Source organism: Providencia sp. PROV003 (genome assembly GCF_045040775.1).
Taxonomy (GTDB): domain Bacteria; phylum Pseudomonadota; class Gammaproteobacteria; order Enterobacterales; family Enterobacteriaceae; genus Providencia; species Providencia huashanensis.
On record NZ_CP096369.1, the window covers coordinates 532,666 to 553,333 of the forward strand.

Annotated in this window: 15 protein-coding genes; 10 read left to right on the forward strand and 5 right to left on the reverse strand. The window is 39.2% G+C overall.

What is annotated here, in order from left to right; genetic code table 11:
• Genes M1F14_RS02260 through M1F14_RS02280 form a run of 5 tightly spaced genes read right to left on the reverse strand, consistent with a single transcriptional unit; the run spans window position 1 to window position 6,100 of the window.
• Complete coding sequence (locus tag M1F14_RS02260; RefSeq protein ID WP_048605518.1) at window positions 1–408, reverse strand: type III secretion system protein; 408 nt, start codon at window positions 406–408, stop codon at window positions 1–3.
• A 55-nt stretch (window positions 409–463) separates the two neighbouring features.
• Window positions 464–2,530, reverse strand: coding sequence for an EscV/YscV/HrcV family type III secretion system export apparatus protein (locus tag M1F14_RS02265; protein ID WP_181468959.1), 2,067 nt, complete (start codon window positions 2,528–2,530; stop codon window positions 464–466).
• A gap of 21 nt (window positions 2,531–2,551) precedes the next feature.
• Window positions 2,552–3,643 carry a type III secretion system gatekeeper subunit SctW gene (gene sctW / locus M1F14_RS02270; RefSeq protein WP_048605520.1) on the reverse strand — a complete coding sequence of 364 codons (1,092 nt, stop codon included), beginning with the start codon at window positions 3,641–3,643 and terminating at the stop codon, window positions 2,552–2,554.
• Window positions 3,634–5,331 (reverse strand): type III secretion system outer membrane ring subunit SctC, encoded by a 1,698-nt coding sequence (sctC, locus tag M1F14_RS02275; RefSeq protein WP_181468957.1) that lies wholly within the window; start codon window positions 5,329–5,331, stop codon window positions 3,634–3,636. Before sctC ends, sctW begins: the two co-directional genes overlap by 10 nt.
• On the reverse strand, window positions 5,321–6,100 hold the full coding sequence (locus M1F14_RS02280; protein ID WP_042843339.1) for an AraC family transcriptional regulator: 780 nt from the start codon (window positions 6,098–6,100) through the stop codon (window positions 5,321–5,323). Before M1F14_RS02280 ends, sctC begins: the two co-directional genes overlap by 11 nt.
• Before the next feature lie 194 nt (window positions 6,101–6,294).
• On the opposite strand from M1F14_RS02280, the gene M1F14_RS02285 reads away from it, so the two are divergent.
• From M1F14_RS02285 to M1F14_RS02330, 10 genes are all read left to right on the forward strand, one after another.
• A complete protein-coding gene (locus M1F14_RS02285; protein ID WP_181468955.1) occupies window positions 6,295–7,473 on the forward strand; it encodes a PrgH/EprH family type III secretion apparatus protein in 1,179 nt (392 codons plus the stop codon).
• Between the two features lie 24 nt (window positions 7,474–7,497).
• Window positions 7,498–7,821 carry a type III secretion apparatus needle protein gene (locus tag M1F14_RS02290; protein ID WP_042843337.1) on the forward strand — a complete coding sequence of 108 codons (324 nt, stop codon included), beginning with the start codon at window positions 7,498–7,500 and terminating at the stop codon, window positions 7,819–7,821.
• Between the two features lie 56 nt (window positions 7,822–7,877).
• On the forward strand, window positions 7,878–8,174 hold the full coding sequence (gene sctI, locus M1F14_RS02295) for a type III secretion system inner rod subunit SctI (protein WP_181468954.1): 297 nt from the start codon (window positions 7,878–7,880) through the stop codon (window positions 8,172–8,174).
• A 3-nt stretch (window positions 8,175–8,177) separates the two neighbouring features.
• The gene (gene sctJ / locus M1F14_RS02300) at window positions 8,178–8,927 is read left to right on the forward strand and encodes a type III secretion system inner membrane ring lipoprotein SctJ (RefSeq protein ID WP_181468952.1); all 750 of its coding nucleotides are present in this window, start codon (window positions 8,178–8,180) and stop codon (window positions 8,925–8,927) included.
• Complete coding sequence (locus tag M1F14_RS02305; RefSeq protein ID WP_181468950.1) at window positions 8,911–9,483, forward strand: hypothetical protein; 573 nt, start codon at window positions 8,911–8,913, stop codon at window positions 9,481–9,483. Before sctJ ends, M1F14_RS02305 begins: the two co-directional genes overlap by 17 nt.
• Window positions 9,461–10,111 (forward strand): hypothetical protein, encoded by a 651-nt coding sequence (locus M1F14_RS02310; protein WP_181468949.1) that lies wholly within the window; start codon window positions 9,461–9,463, stop codon window positions 10,109–10,111. Before M1F14_RS02305 ends, M1F14_RS02310 begins: the two co-directional genes overlap by 23 nt.
• On the forward strand, window positions 10,092–10,577 hold the full coding sequence (locus tag M1F14_RS02315) for a hypothetical protein (RefSeq protein ID WP_181468947.1): 486 nt from the start codon (window positions 10,092–10,094) through the stop codon (window positions 10,575–10,577). The genes M1F14_RS02310 and M1F14_RS02315 overlap by 20 nt, the downstream gene beginning before the upstream one ends.
• Before the next feature lie 303 nt (window positions 10,578–10,880).
• Window positions 10,881–11,309 carry a hypothetical protein gene (locus tag M1F14_RS02320; RefSeq protein ID WP_181468945.1) on the forward strand — a complete coding sequence of 143 codons (429 nt, stop codon included), beginning with the start codon at window positions 10,881–10,883 and terminating at the stop codon, window positions 11,307–11,309.
• Between the two features lie 14 nt (window positions 11,310–11,323).
• The gene (locus tag M1F14_RS02325) at window positions 11,324–11,755 is read left to right on the forward strand and encodes a hypothetical protein (RefSeq protein WP_042843331.1); all 432 of its coding nucleotides are present in this window, start codon (window positions 11,324–11,326) and stop codon (window positions 11,753–11,755) included.
• A gap of 205 nt (window positions 11,756–11,960) precedes the next feature.
• Complete coding sequence (locus tag M1F14_RS02330; RefSeq protein WP_181468943.1) at window positions 11,961–20,642, forward strand: Ig-like domain-containing protein; 8,682 nt, start codon at window positions 11,961–11,963, stop codon at window positions 20,640–20,642.
• Window positions 20,643–20,668: the final 26 nt, after the last annotated feature.

A 20,668-nucleotide genomic window follows, 5' to 3' on the forward strand; every position in this document is an offset into this window, starting at 1 on the left:
TTAGGCTGAAAGTTGATCACGCAATACATTTGCGCGCTCAAAAAACTCTTCAAAACTATTTGAAAATAATGACATTTCATTCAAAGCTGAATTTTTTAAAACTGCAGATAAAATAAGCGTGTCATCAACCAAATTTAAAGCAGGCTGACCAACTTGGAAATTATTAGGCGGATACTCCATCATAGATTTCAATAATAAACCGCTCACCGAATCTAAACGGCTATAATTACACTCTGATAAAGCACACCAAATAATAATATCGTCCGATGTTAGGTCAATATTAATTGCCGGTGAATCATTCATTTCTAATTGAATATTCGAGTGGCAATCTAATTGGGTATTAATTAAATCATCACGTCCCATTTCACCTAAATATTCATTTAGTACTTCTACAAAACGGTATTTCATATTTTTATTCCTTATGTTTATTTGATAATGTTTTACTATCGGTAATTGCTATTGGTTATATTGTATTAATAACGTTAACTTTTACGGTCTCAGAAACTTCATTGAAAGAGAGCACTTCCAATTCAGGGAATCGAGCCTCTAGGATTTTTTTAACAAAACGGCGAATATCAACTGGCACTAACATGCTGATATCTCTAACAGACAAGTAGCTATTTTCTAACGCTAGCTCAGCTGCTTGAATCAACGCATTACTGGTTTCTGGTTCAAGGTGTAAATACACCCCTCCAGATGATTGGCGAATTCCTTGGCGGATCGTGTCTTCAGTCACTGAATTGACCATTAATACATTTAAACGCCCCTCGACGGCAAAACGCGAAGAGATATAACGCGCCATACCACTGCGAATATGCTCAACTAACATCAAACTATCTTTTTCTTTAGGTACCCATTGCACCAAATTTTCAATAATGAGCTTCATGTTCCGTACTGATATTTTTTCCATCAATAAACGCTGGAAAACCTCTGTAACCTTCTGTACTGTTACATGGCGATAACACTCTTTCAGTAGTTCAGGGTATTTTTTCTCAAGGTCGTCAAGTAGGTTTTTAGTTTCTTGGATACCAAAAAATTCATTAATATGACGCAGCATCAAGGTACTAACACAATCAATCATTTCCGTAATATCATCACGGCTATATAACCCTAGTTGTTCAATGCTTTGTTTCTCTTGGTCCGCAACCCAATGGCTCGTAACACCATATTCATCAGTGTACTTGGTTAATTCGATTCCAAGATGCTCCAACTCATCCGTTTGTGTTAATAGGCGATGACCATGAAAATAAATATCGTATTCACCCGCTTTAACTTCATTAATTAAAACCACAATTTTATTTTCGGGTACAATAGGAGAGTAATTAATCGCAATATCAGGAATACGATACCCATAACGAATAAACACATCTTTTTTCATTCGCGTTAGAAAACGATGTTCTTCTAAATGCGTTTTATAATCCTGATTAACAGAAATAATAATGGGTAGTGTTTCAGGAATATATTCTTCCTCAAATTCTTGATTTGCACGCTGAGTTTCCCCTTCGGTCACTTCAGGATTAACACACTGACTTTCTTGTTGGGTCTCATGAGTTTTCTTCTTACGGTTTTTGTAATGACGAACACCAAACAACCCAAAAAGAAGAGCAGAAAGAAGTAAAAATATACTCGTCGGGAAGCCCGGCAAAAAGCCCATGAAAAATACAATTAAACCAGTAATTAAAATAGTAAAATTGTTGGCAAATAGCTCAGAGACAATGTTTTCACCTAAGTTTTTATCATTGCCCCCTACACGAGTGACAATAAAGCCCGCACTAATAGAGATCAGCAGCGCTGGAATTTGTGCAACTAAACCATCACCTATCGTTAATAATGAAAAAGTATTTAAGGCCGTTGATACATCCATACCTTGCTGGGCTGTACCAACAGAGATACCACCAATTAAGTTTACAAAAATGATAACAATACCGGCGATAGCATCCCCTTTAATAAACTTCATTGCACCATCGAATGAACCAAATAACTGGCTTTCTTTTTCTAAATCGCCTCGTTTCTCTTTAACGGTTGCCTCATCGATAACACCTGCACGTAAATCTGCATCAATACTCATTTGTTTACCAGGCATCGCATCCAAAGAAAAGCGAGCGGCAACTTCAGCAATACGTTCAGAACCTTTGGTAATAACGATAAATTGTACGATAGTCACAATGGCAAAAACCACCATCCCAACGACTAAGTTATCTTGAATAACAAACTCACCAAACGTGGCAATAATATCCCCAGCATCCGCCTCTAATAGAATCAAACGACTAGTACTAATTGATAGCGCCAATCTAAATAATGTACTTATTAATAATATGGATGGAAATGATTGAAAATTCAGTACCCGTGTAATATAGAAAGAGCTCATAAAAATGAGGACTGAAATCATAATATTTAAGCCAATTAATAAATCGACCAATATTGTAGGTAATGGAATAATTAACATCGCAATTACCATCACCATAATAACCAATACCATTAACTCTGGCCGTTGGCGGATTTGTAATAAAAATCCAGTTATGCTCTTCATAGAGTTATTTATTTCCTATTTTTATTTTTTGATAATTTCTTGTGCCACAATGTCATTCATTTGTTTTTTTAAATGTTCCAATATTTCATCCCTTGATTCCAATATAGGAAATACCGAAATCGGAATAGTAGAAAAGGCCAAAAATACTAATTGCAAAAACCTTGCTCGCGTCTCTGTGTGCATGAACCGTAATTCTTTATTCACAAATATGACAATTTGCTCTTCAAAATCAGCTAGCCCACGAATACCGCTAATAAATATTTGGCTGAGGGATTTCTCTAACACCAATTTTTGGTTATCTATTTGATAACGAAAAAAATCCGCTTGAAAAATTTTCTGGCTAAAGATGCAATCAAGAGATTGCAGTTCACGTAAACGACCAACTCGAATAAAAAAATTACCAAATTCACTGATATTCACATCACCAAGCGGCAATGCTTGTAGATCACACGCTAAGGCTCGAGCCAAATAACGCATCATATTTTCCCGCTCTTGGAGTTCCATGACTTCAACCCATTGTTCATATAAATATACGACAGGGCCGTCATAACCAATGAATTCACGGTAAACACTACGCAAGTTCCCTGCGCTTTGTTTCAATTTTTGAGCAAATGCCTTGGCAAGTAATGCCACGTTAGCGCCAGCTTGTGCACTACGCGCATTTTCTTCATTCAATAATTGCTCATAAAGTGTTTCGAGATATGCTATTTGCTCATTTTTAAACTTTTTGCGATGAATTAATGAAGCAAGCGCCATTAATAAATCACTAGGATCTGGAAAAAATTGCAATAATAAAGTGCGTAATTGCCGAGGATTCATTAACTGCTTATTTAGCAGAGCCTCAATTTGGGTAATTTTTCCATCTGCATTGCTATCTAAAATACGCTCAGCAAAGCGCATCCATTCTTCTTCAGGGTCTTTACGAGAACTTCCTCTGCGAATATGGCTTGCCGCTAACATGGCCATTGAGGCATATTCGCTGCTGCTGTCAATGACCCCTAACCCTCGGGTTACCTCGTCACTGTCGTCAGTATTACTCTTCGCTGACGCCCTGCTTTTATCTTGCGTACCAACCGAAAAACGGTTGCTATAGTTCAGTGGCGTTATTGCCATGACTCGCTCATATACTGTTGGAGAAATTGTACCGTGCCATGCAACTGACTATTGTGCTGTGTAATACGCGTTTTTTCTGAAAACTGACGCCCATCCCAAGCTTCGTTTTCATCTAATAAACGCGGTTGGATCAAAAACAACCTTACCATTTTTTGCTGATTAACTGACGAGCTACTAAATAAGCCGCCAACAAAAGGAATATCGCCTAGCCCAGGAATTTTGCTTTCATTTTCAATATATTGTTCACGCGTATAACCACCGATAAGTAAACTGCTGTCTTTCGCGATACGAGCAACAGTATTAATGGTCGTGCGGTTAATCGATGGCAACCCCTCAACGCTTGAAGCTTTACCATCACTTCCATGACTTTGTGCACCGTCTTCAATGTTAACTTCCATTTCGACCTGATGACCCGCAGAAATACGAGGCATCACACTGATCATGGTTCCGTAAGTCACTTGCTCTAATGTCGCAATGCGCTCACCTTGTAACTTAGCGTAAAAACTGGTGTTGTTATCGAATAAAGCAGGAATGTTTTCTTGAGTCAGTAAAACAGGACGTGACACAATATGCCCATTTCCCTTTTTACTTAATGCATCAATCTGTAATAAAAAATCTTGGCTATTTGATAGTGTGCTACGGTTAAATGCGACAGCCCCTCGACCCGCTTTAAAGGTGCCAACTTCCCAATTCACCCCCAAGTTGTCTAACTCTGATCGTGTTATGTCAATAATCCACAAAGATAATTCGACTTGTCGACGACGAGTATCTAAGGTCCTAACCAGTTGCCTAACATAGTTAATTTGTTCTTGGCTACCTTTGACAATCAAACTATTGCTATCAGAGTGCGCCACCAGCGAGAGTACATTTCTCCCTGACGAGCTTTTCACTATCACTTGTTTCTGTGATGGAACACTTTCACCAATAGGAGCATCTAATAATTCATCAATTGAATCTTCTACTGAGTTCAATTTGGCTGGCTGAACATTAATCGTTTCTTCAACGGTGTTTCCGTTATCTTTAAATAAAGCCGAAATGACCGTTAACATGCCAGGTACCGTTGTACTTTGGCCGCGCGATGTATAGCTTCGGTCAGTAACTGAGGCATGTTTTAAAGAGATAACCACAACCTGACTGCCCACTTGTTCTTCTTGTTGAATCTGCTTATCTAAATACAGTGCCGCAGCCTTAATTAGCTCAACATATAAAGGCGGCCCCGAAACAAACAATAAGCTATCACCTCCTTGAGAACGAACAGGAAAGCGTTCATCATAAATGCCATTACGTTGAATATAATTGAGAACCTGCCCACTACTAACACCATGAGTCGGTATAATCGTACTGCGCATTTCACTATTATCGTAAACATAAATACTGGCACCATCGTCATACCACACTAATGCAATACGGCGAGTTAATGCTTTAAACATCTCATCCGCATTGGCTAGATTAAAATTGCCCGTTACTTTTTTCTGTGCCGCTAATTTACTTAAAATAATAGGCTTGTTTAATTGCTCAGCGACCGCCTCAAAAACTTTGCCAACAGCAATATTATTTGCAACAAATGTGTCATGGTTTTTTTCTTGAGCTACAGGTTGTGCAACAAAAATTTCAGACTGAGCTGAATAACCACTCATCGATAATAAAAGGAGTGCCAGTAATACCACTCCTCTTTTGTTACTGCTCATATAAATTGTCTCCAAGATGTCTTATTTCTGAAGGGGTAAGTCCCAACTCTTTTTTAAGATCATTGGTGAAGTGTGAGGCAGAGCAGTAACCCGCTTCTAATCCCACATCCAAAATTGAGCTTTCACTTTCAATTAATTGCAAAATAGCGTTTGCCATGCGAACACTCATAATCTTTCGCTTCGCTGTTTTATTAAAGTTTTCTCGATAAAGCTGTCTAAAATAAGAGGCTGAAACTCCATAACGAGCACAAAGCTGATTAATATTGGCATTTTTATCACTCTGCGCTGCAGAAAGAATAAATCGCATCATTCCGTAGGCTTCATATTTACGCAATATATTGCACCAAAACTCAAATTCAGGTTGCTCTCTAATGACTAAATCGATGACAACATTTTTAACTGATATGGTTGTAAAAAACTCTTCATCCAATGGAATATATTCTTGTACTATTTCATTACTAGAACCACATTTCGCTTTCTTAGAAAGGAAAGATTGCTTTGTTGCAGTATCAATAACAGCAAGAATTTCAACTAACTCTGATAACTCTATTGAGTAAATATCCCAGTTTGGGTTGTTATTAGTACTCAACACTGCATCATTGGCGATAAATATAGCGTTTTTTTCAAATTGAATATTTAAGTTTGAATATGGAGATTTATAACAAAAAGTCGCTGCTCCCTCAGAGGGAACTGCCAAAATCAGTTTATCCTGCAAAGAAAAACAGAGATCCCCATGTTTCAATAATGCAGCAATGTCTTTCTTTAGCATTATATAAGCCCTTTCTATTGATTAATATTTAGAATCAGGGTGCGGGATGCTCGCACAAAACACAAAGGAATAAAGCAGAATACTTCATACTTTGCCTCCTCACCCCTTAGTGTAAATGAATAAGATCTATTCAGCTGACTGAATAATATTTTCACTGTTTAATACGTTTAAATAATTTTATTGAGATTACATGTATGACAGACATAAATAACCGCACTTACATTATGAGGATCGCCAGTGGTGAAATGTGCGATCAGGAAATAATAATAAATTTAGATGCTAACTTGATTATTATTGGTGAGGATAATGATTACAAAAATAATATTTCTGATGAAGGGTTCACGAGTTATTCGATACCCAGCCATCAGGAAGCTTTTACCTTCTCAATCATTTCCTATGAAGACCAGATCGCGATTGACCTTCATACTAAAAATCAAAGTAAAATCATCCCAATCAATCTGCATGAGACTGTTTTAAAAGAGCTATTTCCTTTTGCGATTAAACGTATCGATACACCTTGGGAGCTCCCTCTTATGGAGGAAACTATTCCAGACAGTACTATTAAAACAGAAAAAATGAGGCATAAATTTAAAAAATCGCCATACGCCAGCAAAATAATAATCGGTATATCAATAATCACACTGGCATTTATCGGTTTCATGTCTATTCCCTATAATTCCGAAACAACAAAAACAATAGTAGAGAAAAAAAGACACGCTATTGAAGAATTGATTAATGGAAACCATTACCCAGTCGTGGTCACTGAAGGCAAAAAAGATAAAATCCTGGTTTTAGTTAAAACTCAAAGGGATTTAGATTGGAGCATGCAACGTCTATTAAAATCTAAGTATCGCAATCAATTTAAAATAAATAAAATCAGTTATGTTGAATATGAAATAGAGAATAAACTAGCAGAATTCATTCCTAACTTGTTAAAAATAAATATTGATAACCCATGCAACCCTACTATAAAACTATTAAAAGAAAAAATATCAAGTAAAGAAATAGAGTTTATCAACCAAACATTCTCAAGTTATTTTCAATGTTATAGTAAAAGTGAATTTAAAACTTCAAACATTGATGAATTAATAAAAAAATCCGAACTAGGATTAACAGAAAGTAATGTTCAATGGCATAAAATAACTGAAAACAATAAAACAATTTTTATTATTAAAGATAGCTTGAATGATAAACAAACTATTTCATTAATAACTTTTGCAAGTTCGTTTTATCAGCAATGGGGAGAAAGACAAATTCAATTTTCTATTTCATTAGCCAATAATGAATTAACAGGCAAGTCTTTTATCACAAAATCCAATGGTTATATTTTATTAGGTAACAACCATTGGTTATTCAATTCAAATAGATTTTAATATTAACAAAAAAGAGGAAATATTATGTCAACTAATGGTATGGCTGTAGATGCAAAGGGTAATTCAACTACGGGAGAATGGGTCTCATCGACTTTCGAAACCACCGACCCTATAAATAGTAAATATGGGATGATGTACCGTGCTTCCGCTGGCGTCAGTGCAAGAACAAAAGTGATTGCAGACGAATTACATACTATGCTTAATGATGGCAATCTTGAAGTAGATAACCCACTAGTGCTCGGTAAAATTACCGCATTAAGTGGTAACTATAATATGGCACGTCAATTACAAAGCAACGTCATGAAATCAATTAAAGACGCCGCTCAAGCAATCATTCGTAACGTTTAATAAGCCTATAAGGGAGCTGTTATGTACAGTACCCTTATTTTCTATAGGATAAATTTATGATTACCCCAATATCACTTTCTACATTACCTAATATTACCGATGATATTAAAACAGCAGTACCGATAGGTTCATTTGAAGACAAAGTAAAACAATTATTTGCAGAATATACTGCAGCAGTTAGTAATGAAAAAGCCAATTTAATTAATCAAGCCAATAATACAGATGTCAGTAACCCAGCTAAATTACTTGAAATTCAAAATCAAGTCGGTAATTACAATTTAGCCATGAGTATGGTGAGTACACTAACACATAAAAGTGTTTCCGCGATTGATACGGTATTAAAAGCACAATAAGCCATGAATATTTTAAAGAAACTACTGTTAATTAGCTTTGTAGGTTTATTACTGGGGTGTGATAACCAATTACTACTCAGTAACTTAAGCCAACGGCAAAGCAACGAGGTGCTAGCGATTTTGCAGGAGCATGGCGTTAAAGCTCACCGTAAACACGATAATAAAACGGGAGACTCCATTCGAGTTTCCCCCGACAACTTCGTGATTGCTGTCGACTTATTGCGACAGTATAACTTGCCATCAAAAGACCCAGTCGAAATTATCCAAGCCTTTCCTGGTGATTCACTGGTCGCTTCTCCGCAAGCAGAGCGAACACGTTTACTTTCTTTGATTGAACAACGCCTTGAACAATCATTACTGTCTATTCCACAAGTCGTCAATGCCAGAGTACATGTCAGCTACCCATTAAATGGCAATGGTTCGGCTAAACAAGTACAAAAAATATCAAGTCTGGTGACATATTCAGGGAATGAAGACCCCAAGATGATGATGAATAAGATCAAACTGTTTTTAAACAGTAGCTTTGCAGAAACCACTTACGATAATGTTTCTGTGGTGATTGTTAACCGACCACCATTGCAATACCAAATTAAATCAGAACCGACAGGTTTAATTAACCCAATCATTCTGGGTGCCATTATTAGCATTATCGTTTTATTGTTTGGCTTATTAGTTTTTATCTGGAAGCGCCAAGCAAATAAAAAAGCCCCCATAAAAATGGTTGAGAATGCGCCCAATGCAGAGACTAAATAAACTCCTTATTCAACAGCAAGATATTTTTCTTGCACCTGGTAGCTATTTCCACTCGGAATTTAATGGTGATTTTTATCATCAATTACCCGTTTTATTACAGGAGCAACATAACCACAAACTGATAGAACAATACGCATTACCCAGCGCAAACCCTCGTACTCCCTTATTGCCTAACGTACTATCCATACACTGGAAGCAATTACCCATTGTGGCAGTGCACATTGGAGGGGTAATGCAAACTGAGTCTCAGCAACAATCAAGGAAATTACCAAATAGTGAAACATTACGCCGATATTTCCGCAGGCCATTAAATGCCCAAAAGATATTAAACAATAATGCACCTACCGCATTAATTGCATTAGGTGCTGCAAAGGTTTTATCGAGTTTAGCCCCTTTTGGCAGCGCTTATATCCTACGTGCTAAGTATATGTTTAATCGTGAAATTCAACAAATGATCCCTGCACATAGAGAAACAATGTTGCCTTGGAATATCATTGAAGAAATATGCCATTATATTAATAGAAACAAAAACAATGAAAATACCGCCATTAGTTAAAGAGACTTCACAAGAAAGAGTGTTAATTAAAAAACGAGCTTTAAGTGCCTCTCAATACCAAAAAAATGTAATTCAATATGCTCAATCTAAGGCAAATGATTACTACCAGCAGGCAGTAAGTGAAAAAGAAAGCATATACCAAACCGCTTATCAGCAAGGTTATAATGATGGTGCTCAACAATTACTTGCCGATTTCATTGAAAGCCTTAATAACAGCGAAATCGCATTACAAAAACGACTTAGCCAAAGTGCAGAACAACTTGAAACGTTACTCGTTAAATTGTTTAGTGACCCACGCATAAAGGATATTGTGGCAGATTATTTTCTTCATCAACAGGAAAACCCTTGTAATATAAACCTACACCTTCCCGCTGATATGCAACCCTTTTTGAAAGAGCAGCATTCTGGAATACAAGTTCAAACAAATACAAGTAGCGCAACCATTGCATTAGAGGTAGATAATAAAATTTGTTATTTTTCGCCATCAATTGCTGCCAAAAATACGTTACCGCAAATTTTTTCTGTCGCTAACCGCTGCCTAATTATAGAAAAACGGAAAAAAGCGTATCAAGCGCTAATTACATTATTGAACATTCATCGAGGCGAACATGACTCTATTAGTAAATAATCTAAACTCATCACCACTGTTGACGTTAACGCCAGAACTTACTTTGTCATCGAAGCAAGACATTCAACAAAAAATGACAGCGGCGTCCAACCCAACCTCTTCATCTACTTTAAATGATAAAAAAACTACGGCTATCCCCATGTCATCGGAGGCAAAAATGAAAATTGATCTTTTCATTAATCAATTAGAACAAAAAGATAGCGAGAAAGAGTTCTTTGCCTACTTTTTTAAGACCATGATCCACTTAAGTAAAAATGAAAAAGAAGAGTTTATTGCTGGAGCTTCTCAAGCCCTTTCATCACGCCCAGATGAAAAAGTCCCGTCACTTAGTGACCGATTTAATAAAGCTTTAAAGCGTTATATCTCAATCAGCCTGATGAGTGCACCTATATCAGAACAACTCAACCGTAATATTGGTCAGATAAAATTAGAAACTGATGATGAGGATGATGTTGAGATCATTTAATTTTACCGCCCCCATCAATTTCAATTGTTGGGGGTATTATCAATCATTAATAAATTTCGTCTTAATTTTTAATAAAAAACATACGACCTGAACTCGCCCAACAAAAAAATAAAAAATATCACTATTTTTTTGATATATATCCCCACCATAAATGCTTTAAATTTACCCTGTTGTCATAATATGTCTTAATATAAAAAAACGACCTTATTTTTATGTAACATCATTTTTTTATATTGAAGCATATATTATCGCCAGTTAGGGTAGATATGACTTATTATCAATTTATTAATTATGGAAAAATGTATGAGTAGTGTTGATTACAATGAAATCGAGCCAACGGTCTTATTAGATGAACAAGTCGTTTATGACCCATTAAAAAGAACCCTTTCACGAGGGAAAATATCCGCTAATCTTACCGAAAACGAGTCTTGTTTATTAAAAATATTATTAACTAAGACAAGCAACAAGAGAGAAGTTATGTATGAAATTTGGGAGAAAAGAGGAACTATTGTGACTGAAAGTAGCTATTACAAGCTAGTTAGGCAGTTACGCCAATCTTTTAAAAAGGTTGAGTTAGACGAAAATTTGATTATGACCTTACCTAGAATTGGCATTTTATATACTGGGGAAAAATCAGAGATGCCTATTTTATCAAAATACAATTTAGGAAACACATTATATTCTTATATTAAATGTTTCTTCCAGAAAGTCTTTGTCCGTTCATTCCAATAAGTTGAGTTATTATCATGCTAATTATTAAAGCATTAAGAAAAGCATATAAGTCTTTGTTACCTATATTATTTATTAGCACATTGTTAGGCTGTAGCTATTTTCCTAAAAACTTTCTAAGCAACACAGACCACCAATTACAAGGGGAGATTTATTCACAGTCAATCATTCCTGAAAATTCAGAAATTACTCTATCTATCAGCCCAATAGATACATTAGCATCACCAAAAGAGAGTTTATTAAACTATCAACTACACACCAATGAAGCGAGCAAGGTCATTAGTTTCAAACTCGATTTACTTGAGGAGCTTGTTAATAATGCTCCAAATTTAGGCATTAGCATCCGAGTTGAAAAAAATGGAGAGTTAATCTTGATGAGCAATAAAGTAACAGAATTACCTAGGAATTTGTCAGAAAAAATCACACTTTCAGTATCATCAACAAAATAAGTATATAAATAATAATTCAATTAAAATTCCGTGACGAGTTTATACAAAAATCAATATCATTAATGAAATAACCGCTCAAATAAAACCATAAAATAAATTAATTATCACTCTATGACGTTTATTTTAGCCCCAAGGATGGAGCTAGGTATTTCCATTGAAATACACCATAAACATATTCTTAATTTATTCTATTCGGAGCTATTTGATGAAAACCGGAGCATGGGACCCTATTCCTAAACATTACAAAATAATAACTTGGCTAAATATTATTAGCCAAATTAGTTTTCCTTTGGCCTGTACCTTCACCCCGATCATGGCGAGTAGTTCAAATAACAATAACGTTAAATGGTTGCCAAACACCGCCTCTCTAAACTACCGTCAAACCCAACCCTATGTTTTAAAAGAGGGAGAAAGCACGGCGACCATCGCTAAACACTATAATATGTCCGTGAATTCACTAAGGAAATTGAATCAATTCCGTACCTTCGCCCATTCATTTGAACAATTAAAGCCGGGTGATGAATTAGATATCCCCATGGCTCCCCTCCCAACAATCCAGTGGGATGATATAAAACAGCCCCAACCGGCAGCAACGCCAACCCCCGAAGAAATGAAGTTCGCTCAATTCACCACTCAAGCGGGTAAATTTCTCTCAAATAAACCCAGTGTAGATTCAGCCGAAAAGCTAGCTCGCAATATGGCGATGTCAACAGCAAGTGATTCTATTCAACAATGGCTAAATCGAACTGGCAACGCTCAAGTTCGGCTCGAGGCAGACAAGGATTTTTCACTCAGTCACTCTCAAGTCGATTTATTGCATCCCATTTATGAAACGAAAGAAAAGTTAATTTTCACACAGGGGAGCCTACACCGTTCGGATGGGCGACTACAGACAAACCTGGGTATTGGCGTTCGCTGGTTTGGCGATCAGCAAATGATTGGCGGAAATACCTTTTTTGATTATGACATCTCTCGTGGCCATACTCGCCTAGGTTTAGGGGCCGAGTATCGTCGTGACTATTTAAAAGTTTCGGCAAATAGCTATCACCCGTTAACTCACTGGAAAAACGCTAAAGATTTAGCGGATCATACTGAACGCCCAGCCCATGGTTGGGACATCCGCGCGGAAGGCTGGCTACCAAGCTACCCTCATTTAGGTGGTAAACTCACCTATGAACAATATTATGGTGACCACGTTGCATTGTTTAATAACAATAATTTGCAACGCAATCCTCAGGCGATGACAGCCGGTGTCAACTATACTCCGTTCCCGTTATTAACGTTATCGGCAGAACATCGGCAAGGAAATTCCAATCAGCAAGATTCACGCATTGGCCTCAACATTAACTATTATTTAGGGAAAACGTGGAAACAACATATTGACTCAGAAGCTGTTAGTAAGCTTCGTTCATTAGTTGGCAGTCGCTACGATTTTGTTAACCGAAATAATAATATCATTCTGCAATATCAAAAAAGTGATGTGATCCACCTGTCATTCACTGATGTTATCACTGGTTTTGCGGGAGAGAAAAAACCTTTACCTTTCAATGTGAATAGCAAGTATGGCTTCGACCACGTCAAATGGTCAGCTCCTCAAGTCGTTGCAGCCGGCGGTCAAATTATTGATGAAAAAAATGGCAAATACAGCATCATAATGCCCGACTATAAATTTGGAGTTAAAGCTAGCAATCAATATGTTGTTAATGCTGTCGCCGTTGATAAAAAAAATAATGTATCACCAAATGCCACATTACAACTTATTGTTAGTCAGCCAAAAGTTGATTTATCTTCAACCCTATTTACGCCAGCCAATATAACATTAGTGGCTAATGGCAAAGCCAAGCAAACACTGACACTATTCGTCAAAGATAAGCAGGGTAACCCAATTGATGTTTCCTCCAATGAAATACGTCTGGAGAAAAATCCACTCATTAAACGAGTAAAACGTTCTGCTCCAATAGCCGAAGCGAGGGCACTTAAAGCATCCCCTAGCAAAAGAAAGAGTAAAAACAAAACAGCAGAAGTGAGCGCATTTACTCGCGTAGCATCAGGAAAATACACCGCAACTTTAAGTGCTAGCCATCAATCTGAGTCATTTAGCCTAACACCAATCATACGTGATATACGGTTGTCGCCAATACAAATCGCCATTGTTGCCGATCAATCCACCCTACAACTCACGCCACCGACGCTTAACACGACTCAACCCCAAGTCGCCAATGGTAAACAACCTGTTGAAATAACAATTCAGCTGGTAGATGCCAACAATAATCCACTCGCCAATACCGAAGTAACATGGCAGTCAGATAAAGACCCCCATGAGGTCACATTTAAAAACAATACCACTTTGACCGATCAAAATGGGTTTGCCACTGCCATTGTTGAAAGTACCGTCGCGGGAGATGTACACGTCACCGCAAGCGCGAATGGCGCGGCTTCACAAGATGTCACGTTGAACTTTATTCCAGATAAAACAACCAGTTCCGTTGCACCAAACAGTATTCAAATTGCCCAAACCACGACCGTGGCCAATGGCAATACCCCTAACCCCATTGCAATTACCGTCACCGATGCCCACGGTAACCCTGTGCCTAACATCGAAGTGCAATTTAATACCGATAAAGGCCAGTTAACGCAAACCGTTGTTAAAACAGACAATCATGGGGTCGCAAAAACTGAAATTAGTAGTACTGAAGCTGGGAATGCCAATGTGACTATCACCGTCGATGGCAAAGACACCACGCAAACCATTGAGTTCATCAGTGACAAAACCACCAGCACCGTAACACCGAATAATATTCATGTGACAAACCCGCAAACCGTGGCCAATGGCAATACGCCTAACCCGATTGCAATTACCGTCACCGATGCCCACGGCAACCCTGTGCCTAACGTCGAAGTGCAATTTAGTACCGATAAAGGCCAGTTAACCCAGACCGTTGTTAAAACAGACAATCATGGGGTCGCAAAAACTGAAATTAGTAGTACTGAAGCTGGGAATGCCAATGTGACTATCACCGTCGATGGCAAAGACACCACGCAAACCATTGAGTTCATCAGTGACAAAACCACCAGCACCGTAACACCGAATAATATTCATGTGACAAACCCGCAAACCGTGGCCAATGGCAATACGCCTAACCCGATTGCAATTACCGTCACCGATGCCCACGGCAACCCTGTGCCTAACGTCGAAGTGCAATTTAGTACCGATAAAGGCCAGTTAACGCAAGCCATTGTTAAAACAGACAATAATGGAGTCGCAAAAACTGAAATTAGTAGCACTGAAGCTGGGAATGCCAATGTGACTATCACCGTCGATGGCAAAGACACCACGCAAACCATTGAGTTCATCAGTGACAAAACCACCAGCACCGTAACGCCGAATAATATTCATGTAGCAAACCCGCAAACCGTGGCCAATGGCAATACCCCTAACCCCATTGCAATTACCGTCACCGATGCCCACGGCAACCCTGTGCCTAACGTCGAAGTGCAGTTTACTACCGATAAAGGCCAGTTAACGCAAGCCGTTGTTAAAACAGACAATCATGGAGTCGCCAAAACGGAGATCGCCAGTACCACTGCGGGAACGGCTACCGTCACTATCACCGTCGATGGCAAAGACACCACGCAAACCATTGAGTTTATCAGCGATAAAACCACGCCACAGGTGACTCCTCCAACCCTCAATACGACTCAACCACAAGTGGCTAATGGAAAGCAACCATTTGAAATTAAAACACAAGTCACCGATGCTAATGGCAACCCAATTGCCAATGCCGAAGTTAAATGGAGCTCAAATAAAAACCTCAACGAGGTCTCATTCTCAGAGCTGACGACATTAACCAACAAAGATGGCTATGCAACCACTCAGGTAACCAGCACTATCGCAGAAAATGTTACTATTTCTGCGACCACCAATAATGCAACGCCACAGGATATCACGGTACAATTTGTGCCAGATAATAGTACGGCAACCATTAAACCAACCGACCTCGTTATTAGTCATTCCTCATCCATTGCCGATGGTTCCACACCAAATACCATTGAAGTGACTGTCACCGATGCACAAGGAAACAAAGTTCCTCATATTGAGGTTACATTTGCCACCAACCACGGTGATTTAGTGACGCCTAAAGTGACAACGGATGTCAACGGCGTTGCGAAAACACAACTAACCAGTACGAAAACAGGCAATGCCACGGTCACCGTTACCGTTGGAGGCAACCGTTTTGACAAAACCATCAGTTTTGTTGCCAACCACCAAACTGCGAAGGTGGCTAGCGTGACAGCAAAAGCCAAAAATCAATACTTAGCGGATGGGAAGACGACGGTGACTTATACCGCCAAAGTGGTCGATGCAAATCAAAACCCAGTAATAAATGCCGATGTTGACTGGTCATCTGATATTGCTGAAGTCGTGTTCACTCAGGGAACGAGCAAAACAGATGATAAAGGTATCGCTACCGTTATGATCACCAGTACAAAAGCGAAACCGACGGTAGTGACTGCAACCACGAATAGCCATCATCTGCCTGCAACTTCCATTACTTTTGTCGCAGACGTCACTCAAGCGCAAATCACAGCCTTAAATATCAACAAAGCGACACTGATTGCTAACCAAACAGATTCCGCCGTTGTTGATATCCTGATTACGGATAACCATCTAAATCCGTTGGAAAATATTGCCGTCACGCTGACCAGTAATAGAGGCCGAGATGACAATCTCACGGCACTCACACCTCTGTTCAAAACAGATTCAAAAGGTTATGTGAAAGTCGAAGTGAATACCGCCAAAGCAGGTGACATCATTTTGTCTGCTGAAATTGCGAATCAAACGCGGGCGAAATCCACAATGCTCAAAGCGATTGCAGATAATACCACTGCGTCTATTTCCATCGCCGCACCACAAAAAACGGTTCAAATTGGCGCAAATGCAAAGAAAATACGCTTAACAGCAACGGTTAAAGATGCACAAAACAACCCGTTAGCGAATACCCCCGTGACGTGGTTAAGTAACCATAACCAATTGAGTACCAACACGACGCAGACCAATAATCAAGGTCAGGCCCAAGTTGAACTGTCTGGTTATACCGCGGGTGACACCAAGGTAACCGCCCAATTACTGAATAACGCGACCGAAGAGGCCACCATTCAATTTATTGCCGCCGCTGCGAAAACTCAAAATAGTATTTTGGCGATAACGCCTCAAACCATTGTCGCCAATGGGCAGGCACAAGCGACAGCGACCTTAGCGCTAAAAGACCAATGGGATAACCCTGTAACGGGTAAAACAGTACAATGGGATAGCAATAATAGTGCCATTACCATTTCGGATATCCGAGAACTGCCGACGAATAAAGGGGTCTATCAAGCAAAAATCAGTGGTACCCGTGCAGGTATGTTCGAACTCACCGCGATGTCAGACACAGTCACCAAGAAAACTAACATTGGGCTAGTTTCGGATAATACCACTTCAACCATTAATAGCATTGATGTCACAAGCCAAGTCTCTGTTTTCGCGAATGGCGTTGAACAAATTATCGTGCAAGCTAGTATTACAGATGCTTCTGGCAACCCTGCGGCAAATGTCCCTGTGGGTTGGAAAACAGAAATTGGTGAGTTAAACCAACTAATTAGCCAGACTGATTATCACGGCATTGCACAAGTGACCTTAACCAGTTCAGTCGCAGGAAGAGGTAAAGTTAGTGCGATTTTAGGCACCTCAACGAAAGAAACTGCAAATGAAATTACCTTCTTAGCAGGGAGTGTTTCTACCAGTACATCAACTGCCACTCTGACAGCCCCATCTATCAGCGCAGCAGTAGGCAAAACAGAAATTATTGTTAACTTAAAAGATGATACCGGTAATCGCTTATGGGGACTCAGTAACAAAATTGCCCTAAGTTATTCGACCGACCTTGGTTTAGACAAAACACCACTGTTTACTGAAAGCCAAACTGCGGTAGGCACCTACCGTGCAGAGCTTAGCGGAGTTAAAGCCGGCAAAACAGATATTAGCATCTATGTTGATGGTATAAAACTCGACAACGATATCGCATTCACCGTTACCCCAAATAGCCAAACCGCCAAAGTGCGTGGTGATATTGTTCCTGTAAAACAGCGTGAAATAGTCGGTAACAACGTGACGTATACGGCCACTTTTGAAGACGCTAACGCGAATTTACTCGGCGCAGGGGTTCCGGTCTTTTGGACAGCGAATGATGGGACGAAATTATCCACCTCGCAAACCACGACAGATGCCAATGGGCAGAGCCATGTGACAGTCAAGCGTAATACGGTTGGTAACGCGGAAGTTACCATCAATTTGACCTCACAAAATAACAAAACCGCTCCTCCGGTTTACTTTGAGCAAGGAAAGATTGATGTCAGCAAAACGACTTTAGAGCTCACTCCATCAACGATTGTTGCAGGTCGCTCATCACGTTTAAATATTATCCTTAAAGACCAATTTGGTAACGTGTTAACCAATCAAGGCACAACTATTGAAATCAAAAGCACCAATCGTGACATAACCATTGGCCAAGCCACTGAGTCTGTCTTATTACCCGGCAATTACCAAGCAACCGTTACCAGCAATAAAGCCGGTACTGGTGAGTTATCTATAAAACTCAATGGTGCTGCCGTTACCCAAACCAAAACGCTCCGAACGACAGGCGATAAAACTAGTTGGCATATTGCTCGTTTAGAGTCAGATAACAAAACCATTAAAGCAGGTGATAGCGCAGGTGTTACCTATAAAGCTACTGTTATGGATCAATATAACAACCTACTGCCTGATGTGAATGTTTCCTGGCATTTACGAGGTAAATCAGAGCCGTTCCCTCATTCATCAACGACCAATGCGCAAGGGATAGCAGAGATAAAACTCACTAGCCAACATGCGGGAGAACTGATAATGAATGCGGTGTTATCTGACAAAGTTGAGAAAACAGCGGATGCCGTTCAGGTGGTCGCCAATAATATCGACTCACAGCTTTCAAGCTTCACCACCAATAAAACCGATATTGGTCCCGATGGCCGAGAAGAGGTGTTATTGACAGTAAAACTGCAAGATAGCTTTGGTAACCCAGTTCTGAAACAGGTTCTCGACATTAAAAGCAATGCCGCTGCAAGAGATTTCATTATTGGTAAAGTCACCGAGCAGCAAAATGGCCAATATACCGCCAAGGCAACCGCGGCACTCAACGCAGCCGGAAAAGGCCCAGTGAAATTAACAGTAAAAGTGGGTAATCAAGCCATCGCCCAACCTATTGAGATAAAAATTGATGCAATCACTCCCGTATTAAGTTTTGATGACAATGTCAAAAGCCTAACTTACTCATCTAGAACTAACACAGGGCAAGCCATTAAAGGCCTACCTAACGGCTTTACGCCAAGGTGGTCCAGTGATAATACCAGTATTGCGACGGTTAACGACCAAGGTGAAGTTAAACTGAAAAAAGCCGGTCATACTAAGATTTGGGCACGAATTGATGGTAATGGCATCTATAAGTCCGCAGAAGTCAGCTATGAGCTAGAAGTTGCAAAAGCAAAACCTGAACTTAAGTTAATCAGCAGTAAAACCCTCACGGCCATTTGGGATGATGGGTCAAAACCCAAGATTGAGGCTGCATTCAACAATAACGATGCACAAACGCTTCCAATGGAGTTTATCAGCAAAAATGCCAATACTGCCCACGTTGACTTCCAAACAGGTGAAATTTCCCAAATAAAACCGGGGAAGGCCAAGCTAATCGTCAATACCAAAGAAACGGAGCAATTCTTAGCCGATAGCCAAGAAATAACTTATGAGCTCGCCAAAGCACGCTTGAACATTGATTTTGCTCACTCAGAGCAAGAAGCCACCGATGAAAAAGCTTACTTTAACTTACAGCAAGCTCGCACTTCGCTTCCCGCTAAGGCACAGGTAAAATGGCGTTCAAGTGATAGCAGCATCGTCAATATTAGCTCGGATGGTACGATCAACCGCTTAGGCAAAGGGAAAGCTCAGCTCACCCTCGCCATTAAAAATAACGATTACTATGAGGATTCAGAAGGCTCATACACTTCCAAAGTCTATGCTAAGCCTGACCTGCCACCGATTAACGTTGTTTATCGCAATAATGGCAAAGAGGAACGAGGAGGAACTCAGTGGTTGCCCGTTTATACTGACGATTCAATGACAGTGGTTATCCCGCCTATTAAATATACGGAATACGATAAACCATCTAATGTTAAAGTTATTTTGAGGTCGGGGAATCGTGAAATAGAAAGCAAAGAACTACAAGATTGGAGCAAACCGAACACTATTACTTATCAGCCCGACGTCGATTTTTATAAAAAGGATCTGACAATTGAAATCCGAGCGGAAGGCAAAGCAAGCCTAAATATTGTCGCCAATAAACAGCATGATATGCAAGTCGAGTATATTAATCCGAGCCAAATTGGCGCCCTACGGACTGATTACCAGCCACGTTATATTATTACTGGAGATAATAAAGATGATAGCGATAATAAATGTAAAGCGGATGCGGATATCTTTAGATCAGCGCGACATTTTATGATCCAGCCAATCACTAAACTGGATATAGGCAGTAAAAAATTACTGACGCCACTGCGTATTAACCATACCGTTGAACACGTCAAAAATAATGCAGATAATGTTGATTTTCATAACTATTTTGAATTTACCACGTCAGAACGATATAAATTCAATAGTATCGAGAGAAAGTACTCTGTACTAAGTAATTGTTTACGCAGTGAGTATGGAACGGGGAATCTAAAAACTCATTTGAAATTTGGTGATAAATCAGCAACTGTTAACGAAATAGAATTTTATTGGGAAGGACAAAACCGATATCCTCATAAACCTAGTATTTAAATAACAACTTGATTTAACCACTAAGC